The organism is Epilithonimonas sp. (genome assembly GCF_056329745.1).
Map to the genome: position 1 here is coordinate 42022 of NZ_JBWEYV010000001.1, position 12178 is coordinate 54199.

Genomic DNA, 12178 nt, shown 5'->3' on the forward strand with positions numbered 1-12178 from the left:
TTTGATTTAAATAAAGAAAAAACTTTAGTCCAGAATAAGCTGGGCAGTCATTCCGGAGCGTAAGCCTTTTATGGCATTAATATTTTCCGGTCTTACTTTGATCTGGAATGTCCTAAGTTCGAATTCACCGTTTTGCTTCTCGGGCACCCAATCGGCATAGCCCAGAGCAGGCGCCAATTCCGCCACTTTTCCTTTAATCGATTCCGGCGTGCAGCCCGGGATTTTCATCGTCACCACACTTCCTTTTTCTATTTTATTGATTTGATTTTGCCTAAGGTTAAATTTCACAAAATAGGACTGGTCTTTTTGAATGGTCATCATTGGATAACCGGCATTCACCATCTCACCCTGATTGGTAATCATTGTAGAAATCTTGCCGGAAACAGGTGCTTTGATGGAATTGTTATCCCTAATCTGTTCGGCTAATTTTTCTCCACTTTTGGCCTGATTAAGCAATGCCTGCGCCGAATTTTTAAGTTCTTTATTATTGCCACGGTGCAAAAGCTGAACATTAAGGCTGGCAGTTTCTAATTCTTTTTGTGCCGCTTTATATTTGAAATAGACAATATCCCTTTCCTGGCCTGAAACAACACCTTCCGAATACAAATTTTGGAAACGGCTGTAGGTTTTTGACATCAAGTCCATCTGTTGTTGGGCAATCTGCTGTAGGTTTTTTGCCGAAGCCAACACTTCCGGTTCCACACCACGGTTCACCTTATCCAACTGATTTTGGGCAATCACCACCGCATCAGAAACCTGCGCCTGAATTGTTTCGATCTCGGATGTTTGCAGTTGGGCCACCACTTGCCCTTCCTTCACCTCATCGCCTTCCTTTACCAAAAGCGAAAGTACACGCCCGGGAAGCGAAGCGGAAACATCGATAAAATCGGCATCCACCATTCCAATCACCGCATTTTTATCACTGTCCGAGGATTTGTTTTTCAGCAAATAAATCAATGCAATAGCCAGTACAAGCAGCGGAATGAAGACGGCCCAATAATTTTTTATAAAGTTTTTCATCGTTTATTTTTCAGGTTAAGGGATGTAGTTGGTTATGTTTTCCGGATTCCCGTTGATATAAAAATAAGTCGCCAAAGCGGTCTGATAAGCCACAACCGAAGTGTAGTACAACTTTTCGGCTACATATTGCAATTGCAGCGCATCGTTAACATCTTTTACAGAAGAAAGGCTGTTTTCCATCCTTTTCCGTACCATTTCGGTGGTTGTATAAGTCTGCTGCCGCGATGCATCCAGCGTTTCGCTTTGTTCCTTAAGGCTAATCAATTTATTTTCGGCAATTTTGGTTGCCAGATTGACTGATTTCTGTTTCTGCTCAATCAGCAAGTCCGCTTCTTTTACCAAAGATTGGGAAGCAAGGTTTCGGGATTTGCGCTCGGGATCAAACAGCGTCCATTGCATCTCGACACCTACCAGCCAAGGCGGCGTAATGAGTGGCAAATCTTTACGGAAAAACTGCACATTACCAATCGCGAAAATATTAGGTTTGGATAGTGATTTTGTAATATTAAGACCGGTTTCGGCTTCTGTTTTTTTACTTCTAAGGAGCCTGAGGTCGGCATTATTTTCCGAAGAGGAAAAGGCAGGAAGCACCGTATTCTCTGCAAGTTTTTCATTGATCTCTATAGGTTCTTCCAGAGAAATCCCCATTAAATCTTTCAGCATCAGCAAGGCATTTTGCTTTTCCAGGTTAAGGTTTTTCAGGTTGGTTTCTGCCTGCTTTTTAGCAATATCGGCCCAGTTTTTCTGGTAAGGCGGGATAATTTCTGCGGTTAATAGGTTGCCTGCATATTTTTCATTTTTATCCAAAGAAGCCACACTCTCCATCTGCTTGCCAATCATCGAATTAAGATACATAACTTGGATGTACTGCAACGCAATATTGTAAGCAGTAAGGTCTTTTGAAGTTTGCAGATTGGCTTTCCCACTTTCCACCTGCTGTTGCGAAAGTTGTTGCGAAGCCTTCAGTTTTCCGCCAAGGTAGATCGGTTGCCTTACCGCAACGCCAGCCAGAAAATAACTTTGCTTGGCAATTGCCGGATTATAGTTGGGGTAAACAGCACCAATAATATCTTTCGACGTTTGATAAATCACATCCTGAATCTGCTGAGAAAGCGGATTTCCCGTAATCTGCTGGTAAACCGAACTAGCAGCGTACACACTTTGGTTGGCCGTACCTTCTACAATCCCTTCTTTTACCTGTTGTAGATTGACTTTAATCGGTTCCCCGATATAATTGTATCCTGCTAGGAGGTCAACTTTTGGGAGGTTATTATTTTTATTGGATTGAAGAAGTTTTTCCCGCGTTTCCAGAGACTGCTCGGCCAGTTTGATAACGCTGTTGTTCTGCTGTCCTTTTTCGATGCACTGCTTCAGCGAATATTGGGAAAATGCCATTACAGAAACCATCAAACATACGGGAAATAGAAATCTTTTATACTTCATCTTTTGTAATAATTGCTTCTGCAAGGGAATTAGTCATCCTCAAATTTAATCAAAAAAAGTATTTTCCTTGCCAAGAAAAGCCTTCAGTTTTGATTTTATTGTTGATTAAATGTCTTGTAATGATCTTTCGTGAGCCAAACATCACCATTTTTAGTAAAAATAATGCGGTCTGCACCTCGGTTGCCACAGTTGTAATTGACATCGGCCTCATAGTATTGCTCACCTTTTGGCAACTGCTTTTCCCGGTTAGAAAAATGATCGCCTCCAATGGCTTTTCCCGGCAAAACGTCGCAAAGATTGCCTTTGGACGGAACCCAACCCTGCTTCTTAGCATTAGATTTTGTGATATAAAAATTCGGCAATTGGTGATTGGATTTCACATAAGAGATTACGTTGCTCTCGTCAGTCAATCGCTGTATTGAATTTTCATCATAAGAATTTTCAATATCCGACTCTTTATTAAACTTATTTTCAGATTTTACAATTTCGGTCTTCCGACTTCCTGCATCCGACTTCCTTTCGATTTTATAATTGGAAATTAGATACATTGTCAATATTCCGGCAAATGCACCGATGACGAAGAAAAAGAGGGTCTTCAGTTTTGGATTCATTGGTTTTATTTTCTAGGCTAAAATAATGAAAAGCTCTGTTTCTAAAGCCAAAAACCGAAAGTTTAAAAATAATTAATTCTTATCCTAATTTTTTTATATTTGGAATCAAAGATAAAAATATGGAAACCGCCACAATGGACAACTTAAAAATGATCGCCGAAACGGCCAAAGATTTTGCCGAAAAAAACATCCGCCCCAACATTATGGATTGGGACGAGAGCCAGACTTTCCCTGTAGAATTGTTTCATCAATTGGGAGAACTGGGTTTTATGGGCATTGTAATCCCAGAAGAATATGGCGGTTCCGGGCTCGGCTATCAGGAATATGTTACCATTTTGGACGAAATCTCCCAGGTTGACCCTTCCATCGGGTTATCTGTTGCAGCGCACAATTCGCTTTGCACCAATCATATTTATGAATTTGGAAACGAGGAGCAAAGAAGAAAGTGGTTACCACAATTAGCTTCGGGAAAAGTGATTGGCGCGTGGGGTTTGACTGAACACAACACAGGCTCCGACTCGGGCGGAATGTCTACCACTGCTGTAAAAGACGGCGACGACTGGATTATCAACGGTGCCAAAAATTTCATCACCCACGCCATTTCCGGTGATATTGCCGTGGTAATGACAAGAACAGGGGAAAAAGACGCAAAAAATAATTCCACAGCTTTTGTTCTGGAAAAAGGGATGCCGGGTTTCTCATCGGGGAAAAAGGAAAACAAATTAGGAATGCGCGCTTCGGAAACAGCAGAATTAATTTTCGACAACGTCCGTGTTCCGGATTCAAACAGATTAGGTGAAGTGGGAAGCGGATTCAAACAGGCGATGAAAATTCTGGACGGTGGCCGTATTTCTATCGCTGCACTAAGTTTGGGAACTGCAAGAGGTGCTTACAAGGCCGCTCTTAAATACGCCAAAGAAAGGCATCAGTTTGGTAAAGCGATTTCAAATTTTCAGGCTGTTAATTTTATGTTGGCAGATATGGCCACAGAAATTGATGCTTCAGAATTGTTAATCCGAAGAGCGTCTGACCTCAAAAATGCCAAGCAAAAAATGACCCGCGAAGGCGCAATGGCAAAGCTTTACGCATCCGAAGCCTGCGTCAGAATCTCGAATAATGCGGTTCAGATCTTCGGTGGTTATGGTTATACCAAAGATTTCCCGGTTGAGAAATTCTACCGAGATTCTAAACTTTGCACCATTGGCGAAGGCACTTCTGAAATACAGAGACTAGTGATAGGACGAGATATTACGTCTTAAAAATAAGGTCAAAAAATATTTAATTTTATAAATGCTGTCTCCTTGGGCGGCATTTTTTATATTTGTTAAAATTTTACAAAGACAATGGAAAAAATAGATAGTCTGAACCAAGTTGCAGAATTTCATAAAACCTTTAATGCACCCATTTTGGATACACCACAGATTCCTTCCCCGCAAAGATCTGCTTTGAGAGTCAGCCTTTTACAGGAAGAATTGGATGAGTTAAAACAGGCCATTGCAGACAACAACCTTGTGGAAGTGGCGGATGCGCTTTGCGACTTGCAGTACGTGTTAAGCGGTGCTGTTTTGGAGTTTGGTTTGGGCGAAAAATTTGTAGAATTATTTAATGAAGTTCAGCGTTCCAATATGTCGAAGGCGTGCGATAATGAAGTGCAGGCGCAGGAAACTGTAGAATTCTATAAAGATAAAGGGACTGATGCCTACTATGAAAAATCCGGCGATAAATACAATGTACATAGGGTTGCGGACAATAAGGTTCTCAAAAACAAATATTATTCTGCGGCTTCTTTAGCAGATATTATAAAAAGCTAACTTGTAGTGTACACTAGAAAAGGTTACTGATTTTTATGATTTTGCGGCCTTAAAATATTTTCAACACATAAAAACAACAATGAAAAAAATATCAATTTTATTAGGTATCGTCTTATTGACATCTATTAATTCCTGTGCACAAAGAGTGATCGTTAACCGGGAAGTAGAATCCCAAAAAGACGGGAAAATGCTTTTGGGAACCCAGACACTTGACCAGTTCCACAAAGAACCTTACAAAACCTGGTTTGATGAAGAGTACAACCGCTACCAGATAGATGAGCCAAGCCTGGCAGAACTGAAAAAAGAAAAACTGAACAGCTATAGTCTTGTGGTTTTTGTTGGCAGCTGGTGCAGTGACAGCCATAGGGAATTTCCGAGGTTGATAAAAATCCTAGATGCCCTAAAATACAATACTGATAAAATGCAAATTATTGCCGTAAACCGTAAAAAAGAATCCCCGGCAGGTGAAGAAGGTTTGTATAACATTAGCAGAGTGCCAACGATTATTGTAAAAAAATACGGAAAAGAGATCGGAAGAATCACAGAAATGCCAGAAACGGGATTTTTGGAAAAGGATTTGCTTAACATTCTGAAAAAAGACAATTCGGGTTTGTTTAAATAATTATCCTTACCCAAAATTCCTCTCCAAAGGAGAGGGACTTGCAATGTCCAATTGTTTCTGAAAATTACAAATCAATGAATAAATACACAGGACTTCTTTCTTTCATTTTCGGGATTATCTTAACGGTTTTTGTTTTCCTGACGTGGCGGAGTTGTCACAAAAAAGATGAGGCATCCGTAATCAATCAAGATTATTACCTCATCACCAACCAAATCCAGAAAATGAACAAAATGGTGGTGCTGGAAAAGGATTTTTCAAGTTTCCAGACCCATAAAAGTGCTGCGGCAAAAGTAGCAGGATTTGAGATCTTACCACGTGAAATGGTACTTTACACTACCGCCAAAGCTCAGGTTTCCTATGACCTGAAAAGAATGAAGATTGATGTAGATACCGTTAACAAAAAAGTTATCATCAATGAGTTGCCTCAACCGGAAATCAAGATTTATCCGGATGTCAAAATTCATTTTATGGATGATTATGCCATCAATCGTTTCAGTCAAAATGACATCAACGGCATTATGGAATCTGCCAAAAAAAATATGGCAAAAAGCGTTAATCAGGATAAACTGAAACAGGAAAGTAAAAAACAACTGAAAGAAAATCTCAATGATATTTTTGTTTTGGCAAAAGCCTTGCATTATTCCGTAGAGGATAAAACGAACACGTTTCCCTCTGCCGAATTATAAAAAAATACCGTTATGAGTACAGATAAAAAAGAAAAAAGCAACGCTGCAGAACATAAAGCGCAGACCGAGGATTTTAAAAATATCCCTGCCGCATCTGACAAGCAAAACCCGCCGGATATTGATAAAAATGACATTGCCAAAAGTTCAAAAATCAACAAGGACGGCAAGACTGATAATACAGATAAGAAGTAATCTTTACGAAATCAATAACCAAACCTTTCATTTTTTGAAAGGTTTTTTTTGTATATCAAAAATAATTGTATATTTAGTACCGGAAATCACCGTTATAAAAAACTGATTTCCACTGTGTTCTTACTTTTTTGTTTCACCCATAAATTACAATTATGTCTTATACTGTTATAGGACTTTTTCCAAATCAGGTGGAAGTTGACAAAGTCCTCTCAAAATTAGAAAACGCAGGTTACTACGATTACAGTATTTCTCATTCCGAAGAAGAAATCCTGAAAAATGTAGACATCAGAAAGAAAAATGGTTTTTGGAATTGGTTTTTTGACGATGACATTATAGAACTCCCCCATTTCGAATACGCACATACCCATTATAACACCATACAAATTGACCTGAAAACGGAATACGACGCTTATGTAGTGAAAAATATCCTCAACAGGAATGGTGCAATGGCTGTCGAAGAAAAGATGACGATACCCAATTTGGATGAGAAAAAAGCTCAAATATTTTCAGAAATTGCCAAGGCTAAAATTATTGCTAAGGCCAAAAATAATTTGTTCTTTATCAACAATCGCAAACCGCATCACATCCATCAGAAACGTATTCCTGATGAAATTGACAGTTTGGGGACGACCAAATTTTATTAAATTTCAATTGCTATTGGTATTCATTTACACAAAAAACACAGGTGCTGAAACAAGTTTTTCCATTTTTTAACCCGAACCTTTCAATTTTTTGGAAGGTTTTTTTATCAACAAGATGATTAAGTCTTAAATAAAAGTTAAAAATCACCAGATCACAATGATTGCCATGCTTTTTGTTGGTGATTGTACAAATATGTTTAACTCCAAAAAAATTAAATTATGCCTTATACAGTTTTTGGGATTTTCACCAATAAAAAAGAACACAGCAATGTAATTGAAAAATTAGAAGATGCAGGACTATATGATTATACGGTTTCGCATTATGAGAAAACAACTTTGGACAATGTAGAAGATAATGCAAAAAAAGGATTTTGGCATTGGCTTTTTGACAACAATGATTTGGAAGAGGACCGCTACCAGTACGCCAGCGTAGGCAGTGATACTATTACTGTTTATACAGATACCGAGGAAGATGCCAATGCCGCCAAAAATATCCTAGACGAGAATGGTGCTATTGACATCGAAGAAAAAACCAGGGATTACATTTCCGGAAAATATAAAGATGTAGATAGTGGCTATCCAATCTCGGAGAGCAAACGCGCCAGGATTATTGCAAAAGCCAAAAACAATCTTTATTTCACCGAAACGCCCAACGCCAACCAGCCTGCTGCCGGTGGTACGGATACCATTGATGCCTCTTTGGGTGTGGATGAAGAATCTTAAAATATGCAATAAATACAAAGAGCCGAATTTCTTCGGCTCTTTTATTTTTTTTAGTTTTTGTTAAACAATCGTTGACTTGCCTAACTTAATATTTTCGTAATTGTAGTAAGGTTTTTCTGAAAACCGTATATAATCTGCTATAAAATCACCTACTTCTGATGTAGAACAATGCTGCTCCGCATTGAGATCAACAGTTACATAACGGCTGTCTATAGCATGGTCTACACTTTCCCTGAGTTTCTCTGCAGCCTGATCCAGCTTTAGGTAATCTAGCAACATTGCGGCACTTAAAATTGATGCAATAGGATTGGCGATGCCTTGTCCTTTAGCCTGGGGATAAGACCCATGAATTGGTTCAAACAGTGCATTTTCTTCGCCGATAGATGCAGAAGGTAATAAACCAATAGAGCCTCCAATAACACTGGCCTCGTCAGAAATAATATCACCAAACATATTTTCCGTAAGAATGACATCAAATTGTTTTGGGTTGAGGATCATCTGCATCGCGGCATTGTCCACAAACATATAATCTAGGGCAACATCCGGATATTCGGCAGCGATTTCCTGACAGATTTTCCGCCACAATCTGGATGTATCCAAAACGTTGGCTTTGTCAATCAACGTTACTTTTTTTCTTCTCTTCTGCGCATCCTGAAAAGCCAAATGTGCAATCCGCACAATTTCTTCTCTGGAATATTTGCAAAGATCATAAGCATACTCGCCATTTTCATCGGTAAATTTTTCACCAAAATAAATGCCGCTAATCAACTCACGATAGATCTGGATATCTGTCCCATCTACAATTTCCTTTTTTAACGGGCTTTTTTTGACGAGCGATTCATAGGTTTTTATAGGCCTGATATTGGCATACAGACCCAAATCTTTCCTTAACTTCAGCAAACCTTGCTCCGGGCGGACTTTGGCAGCAGGATTATTATCAAAAGCAGGATCGCCTATCGCACCAAATAACACGGCGTCAGAATTTTTGCATAATTCCAGCGTCTCGTCCGGCAACGGATTTCCTGTTTTATAAATCGCTTCCGCACCCATTAATCCATAATCAAACTGGAACTGGTACTGAAAGGCTTCGCCAATAACTTTCAAAATTTTTACACTTTCGTTGGTCACTTCCGGGCCAATGCCATCGCCTGGCAAAACGGCAATTTTATAAATCCTGCTCATATACTTTTTGTGTTTTCTGTTCAAATAATTTTATAGCGCCTTTTTTGCTCGTTAAGAAATCGATGTCGTCATAACCATTCATCAGACATATTTTTTTGTAAGAATCGAGTTCAAATTGTTCTGTTTTCCCATTGAAAGAAATGGTTTGTTGCTCAACATCCACTGTTATTTCTGTTGCCGGATTTTCTGTAACCGAAGATAAAAGATCTTTAAGAAAACCCTCGGAAACTTGCACAGGAAGCAAGCCATTATTCAACGCATTTCCACGGAAAATATCTGCAAAATAACTGGAAACAACCACTTTGAAACCATAATCTGTCAACGCCCAAGCCGCATGTTCCCTGCTGCTGCCACACCCGAAATTATTCCCTGCAACCAAGATCTCACCAGAGTATTTTGGATTATTCAGAATAAAATCTGGATTCGGTTCATTGGTATGAACATTATATCGCCAGTCCCGGAAAAGATTTTCGCCAAAACCTTCTTTGCTGATACTTTTCAGGAAACGCGCCGGGATAATCTGATCCGTATCGATGTTTTCACTCGGTAGCGGAACAGCCTGAGAATTGATTAAAACTAATTTTTGCATATTCTTAATTCAATGTTCGATAGTAAAACTTCATTCTTAATTCAAATTTTCAAAAGCCGGGATCCTTCCTTCTACTGCGACTTTGGCAGCGGTTAAGGGACTTGCCAAAAGTGTTCTTGCACCTTGCCCTTGACGGCCTTCGAAATTCCTGTTGGAAGTGGAAACACAATATTCACCTTCCGGGATTTTATCTTCATTCATTGCCAAACAAGCAGAACATCCTGGCTGACGGATTTGGAAACCGGCATCGTTAAAGACTTTATCCAAACCTTCTTCATAGATCTGTTTTGCTACTTTTTGCGAACCCGGAACCAGCCAAGCCACAATATTTTCGGCTTTATGCTTTCCTTTGACATAGTCCGCGGCAGAACGGAAATCCTCAATCCTCGCATTGGTACAGCTTCCTATGAAAACATAATTCACTTTGATATCCGATATTGCCTGTCCGGATTCTAAGCCCATATATTTCAAAGCTTTTTCTTCAGATTCGTTTTGAGCGGTTGGGATTTTAGAATCAATCGAAATGCCCATTCCCGGGTTGGTTCCGTACGTAATCATTGGTCTGATGTCTTCTGCTGCGAATTCAAATTCTTTATCGAAAACCGCATCAGCATCCGATTTTAAAGTTTTCCAATATTCCAGTTTTTCTGCCCATTCTTCACCTTTTGGAGCGAACACCCTTCCTTCTACATAATCGAATGTAGTTTGATCCGGTGCAATCATCCCGCCTCGTGCTCCCATTTCGATGCTCATATTACAAACCGTCATCCTCCCTTCCATCGACATTTCTTCGAAGACATTTCCTGCATATTCACAAAAATATCCAGTTCCTGCATCGGTGCCGATCTTCGAAATTATATAAAGGATTACATCTTTGGGCTGAACGTCTTTGTTGAGTTTGCCATTCACAGAAACGCGCATCGATTTTGGTTTATTCATCAGCAGACACTGGCTCGCAAAAACCTGCGCCACCTGACTGGTTCCAATCCCAAACGCAATAGACCCGAAAGCCCCGTGTGTGGATGTATGACTGTCTCCGCAAACAATGCTCATTCCCGGCTTTGTAAAGCCTAATTCCGGCGCAATGATGTGAACGATGCCCTGATATGGATGTCCAAGACCAAATAATTCGATGTTGTTTTTTTTGCAGTTTTCGGTTAATTGCTGAACTTGTGTTCTTGACAATTCGTCTTTGATAGGCAATTCCTGTCCCAAAGTTGGAACATTATGATCTGCCGTTGCAACGATTTGGTTAGGACGGAAAACTTCCAGATTCCTCGATTCCAATTCGGCAAAAGCCTGCGGGCTTGTTACCTCGTGGATCAAATGCTTGTCTATATAAATCACCTGAGGACCGTCGGGAACCGTTTCTACCACGTGTGCGTCCCAGACTTTATCAAATAATGTTTTGTTTTGGCTCATTTTATTTTATCCAATTTTTTGAGTAAAAGATTTGATCATAAAATTCAAATCCTCATTATTAACTTCCTTCTTAGTATCCGCAATTTTCAGGAATTCCTGATACAAAAAATCCAACTCTACTTTTGTCACATCAAAACCGATGTTTTTGAATCGGTAAGCCAAAGCAGAACGCCCGCTCCTGGCCGTCAAAACAATGGATGACTCATTGATTCCCACTTCTTTTGGGTCAATAATTTCGTAAGTTTCCCTGTTTTTGATTACGCCATCCTGATGAATCCCCGAACTATGCGCAAATGCGTTGGCTCCCACAATGGCTTTGTTTGGCTGAACCGGCATTCCCATTAATTCTGAAACCAAATAGCTCATTTCGTTCAACATTTTAGAATTAACATCGGTATAGAAATTAAGGTTAGGATGCTGTTTGATAATCATCACCACTTCTTCCAAAGCCGTATTCCCAGCACGTTCGCCCAGTCCGTTAATCGTACATTCGATTTGTCTGGCGCCGTTAATAATTCCTGAGATGGAATTGGCAGTTGCCATTCCCAGATCATTATGACAATGGCAAGATAAAATTGCTTTGTCAATATTTTTTACGTTATCTCTTAGGTATTTGATTTTTCTCCCATATTCATCCGGCAAACAATAGCCTGTTGTATCCGGAATGTTAAGAACCGTTGCACCGGCCTTGATGACTTCTTCACAAACTTTTGCCAGAAAATCGTTATCTGTTCTCCCAGCATCTTCAGCGTAAAACTCTACATCATCTACAAAATTCCGGGCATATTTTACAGCTTCTACAGCACGTTCTATAATATTTTCCCTTGTCGAATTAAATTTGAATTTGATGTGAGAGTCGGAAGTCCCAATTCCAGTATGTATTCTTGGTCTTTTTGCAAATTTCAAAGCTTCGGCAGCCACTTCTATATCTTTTTTGTTGGCTCTCGTAAGACCACAAACTTTGGCATTTTTTACAATTTTCGAAATCTCCTGCACCGACTGAAAATCGCCGGGACTGGAAATAGGAAAACCAGCTTCTATGACATCAACACCCAAAAAATCGAGCTTTTCGGCAATCACCAATTTTTGCTCCGTATTCAGCTTACAGCCCGGCACTTGTTCCCCATCTCTCAGCGTTGTATCAAAAATTTCAATTTTTTCAGGATTCATAATAGAGTTTTTATCTAATTTTGATATTCAAAAGTAGAATTTGATTAATTGGATACTTTGGAATTA

Annotated in this window: 14 protein-coding genes; 7 read left to right on the top strand and 7 right to left on the bottom strand. The window is 39.6% G+C overall.

What is annotated here, in order from left to right:
• Nucleotides 1-24: 24 nt before the first annotated feature.
• From AC00Y6_RS00175 to AC00Y6_RS00185, 3 genes are all read right to left on the bottom strand, one after another.
• On the bottom strand, nucleotides 25-1020 hold the full coding sequence (locus tag AC00Y6_RS00175) for an HlyD family secretion protein (protein WP_474488605.1): 996 nt from the start codon (nucleotides 1018-1020) through the stop codon (nucleotides 25-27).
• Between the two features lie 15 nt (nucleotides 1021-1035).
• On the bottom strand, nucleotides 1036-2463 hold the full coding sequence (locus AC00Y6_RS00180) for a TolC family protein (RefSeq protein WP_474488606.1): 1428 nt from the start codon (nucleotides 2461-2463) through the stop codon (nucleotides 1036-1038).
• A 95-nt stretch (nucleotides 2464-2558) separates the two neighbouring features.
• The gene (locus tag AC00Y6_RS00185; RefSeq protein WP_474488607.1) at nucleotides 2559-3074 is read right to left on the bottom strand and encodes a ribonuclease domain-containing protein; all 516 of its coding nucleotides are present in this window, start codon (nucleotides 3072-3074) and stop codon (nucleotides 2559-2561) included.
• A 119-nt stretch (nucleotides 3075-3193) separates the two neighbouring features.
• On the opposite strand from AC00Y6_RS00185, the gene AC00Y6_RS00190 reads away from it, so the two are divergent.
• The 7 genes from AC00Y6_RS00190 (at nucleotide 3194) to AC00Y6_RS00220 (ending at nucleotide 7749) form a co-directional block, all read left to right on the top strand.
• Nucleotides 3194-4333, top strand: a complete 1140-nt coding sequence (locus AC00Y6_RS00190; RefSeq protein ID WP_474488608.1) for an acyl-CoA dehydrogenase family protein — start codon at nucleotides 3194-3196, stop codon at nucleotides 4331-4333.
• Nucleotides 4334-4417: 84 nt separating this feature from the next.
• A complete protein-coding gene (locus tag AC00Y6_RS00195; protein ID WP_474488609.1) occupies nucleotides 4418-4885 on the top strand; it encodes a pyrophosphohydrolase domain-containing protein in 468 nt (155 codons plus the stop codon).
• Nucleotides 4886-4964: 79 nt separating this feature from the next.
• Nucleotides 4965-5507 carry a TlpA family protein disulfide reductase gene (locus tag AC00Y6_RS00200; protein ID WP_474488610.1) on the top strand — a complete coding sequence of 181 codons (543 nt, stop codon included), beginning with the start codon at nucleotides 4965-4967 and terminating at the stop codon, nucleotides 5505-5507.
• A 74-nt stretch (nucleotides 5508-5581) separates the two neighbouring features.
• Nucleotides 5582-6193, top strand: coding sequence for a DUF4230 domain-containing protein (locus AC00Y6_RS00205; RefSeq protein WP_474488611.1), 612 nt, complete (start codon nucleotides 5582-5584; stop codon nucleotides 6191-6193).
• 12 nt (nucleotides 6194-6205) lie between these two features.
• Complete coding sequence (locus AC00Y6_RS00210; RefSeq protein ID WP_474488612.1) at nucleotides 6206-6385, top strand: hypothetical protein; 180 nt, start codon at nucleotides 6206-6208, stop codon at nucleotides 6383-6385.
• A gap of 152 nt (nucleotides 6386-6537) precedes the next feature.
• Nucleotides 6538-7029: a hypothetical protein gene (locus AC00Y6_RS00215; protein ID WP_474488613.1), complete on the top strand. Its 492-nt coding sequence runs from the start codon at nucleotides 6538-6540 to the stop codon at nucleotides 7027-7029.
• A gap of 216 nt (nucleotides 7030-7245) precedes the next feature.
• Nucleotides 7246-7749 carry a hypothetical protein gene (locus AC00Y6_RS00220; protein WP_474488614.1) on the top strand — a complete coding sequence of 168 codons (504 nt, stop codon included), beginning with the start codon at nucleotides 7246-7248 and terminating at the stop codon, nucleotides 7747-7749.
• 60 nt (nucleotides 7750-7809) lie between these two features.
• Here AC00Y6_RS00220 and leuB read toward each other — a convergent pair whose 3' ends face one another.
• Genes leuB through AC00Y6_RS00240 form a run of 4 tightly spaced genes read right to left on the bottom strand, consistent with a single transcriptional unit; the run spans nucleotide 7810 to nucleotide 12112 of the window.
• Nucleotides 7810-8931 (bottom strand): 3-isopropylmalate dehydrogenase, encoded by a 1122-nt coding sequence (gene leuB / locus AC00Y6_RS00225; RefSeq protein ID WP_474488615.1) that lies wholly within the window; start codon nucleotides 8929-8931, stop codon nucleotides 7810-7812.
• Nucleotides 8915-9520: a 3-isopropylmalate dehydratase small subunit gene (gene leuD / locus AC00Y6_RS00230; protein WP_474488616.1), complete on the bottom strand. Its 606-nt coding sequence runs from the start codon at nucleotides 9518-9520 to the stop codon at nucleotides 8915-8917. The genes leuB and leuD overlap by 17 nt, the downstream gene beginning before the upstream one ends.
• A gap of 36 nt (nucleotides 9521-9556) precedes the next feature.
• Nucleotides 9557-10942, bottom strand: a complete 1386-nt coding sequence (gene leuC / locus AC00Y6_RS00235) for a 3-isopropylmalate dehydratase large subunit (protein ID WP_474488617.1) — start codon at nucleotides 10940-10942, stop codon at nucleotides 9557-9559.
• A gap of 6 nt (nucleotides 10943-10948) precedes the next feature.
• On the bottom strand, nucleotides 10949-12112 hold the full coding sequence (locus AC00Y6_RS00240; RefSeq protein ID WP_474488618.1) for a 2-isopropylmalate synthase: 1164 nt from the start codon (nucleotides 12110-12112) through the stop codon (nucleotides 10949-10951).
• Between the last annotated feature and the right edge of the window lie 66 nt (nucleotides 12113-12178).